This window comes from Curtobacterium sp. MMLR14_002 (genome assembly GCF_001864975.1).
In the GTDB taxonomy this organism is placed as follows: Bacteria; Actinomycetota; Actinomycetes; order Actinomycetales; family Microbacteriaceae; genus Curtobacterium; species Curtobacterium flaccumfaciens.
The window spans coordinates 1-259 of record NZ_MJGT01000007.1; the positions used below are offsets into that span (position 1 = coordinate 1).

Below are 259 nucleotides of genomic sequence, written 5' to 3' on the forward strand. Positions count from 1 at the left end.
GGCGAGGGCCGGTCGCTTCCGGATTCTCTTTGAGAATCTCCCGCATGAAACCTGTGGTTTCTTCGCGATCCAGAACGGTCGCCAGCCCCTGAAGCGCCTGGCGGCTATCCGGGGCGAGCCTGACTGCTGCCCGGAACTGCTTCTGCGCTTCCGCTTGATCGTCTTGAGTCAGCGCCAGTCTACCAAGAGCGATCAGCGGTGCTGATGATTCGGGCGCTGTTTCCCTGGCCTTGTTGAAGTCTGTTTTAGCCGCGTCCAC

The 259-nt window shown here is 60.6% G+C and carries 1 protein-coding gene; it reads right to left on the bottom strand.

Annotation, left to right across the window (positions count from 1 at the left end):
* Positions 1 to 259: tetratricopeptide repeat protein (locus BIU91_RS18040; RefSeq protein ID WP_139196848.1), on the bottom strand; the 259-nt coding region annotated here is incomplete at both ends.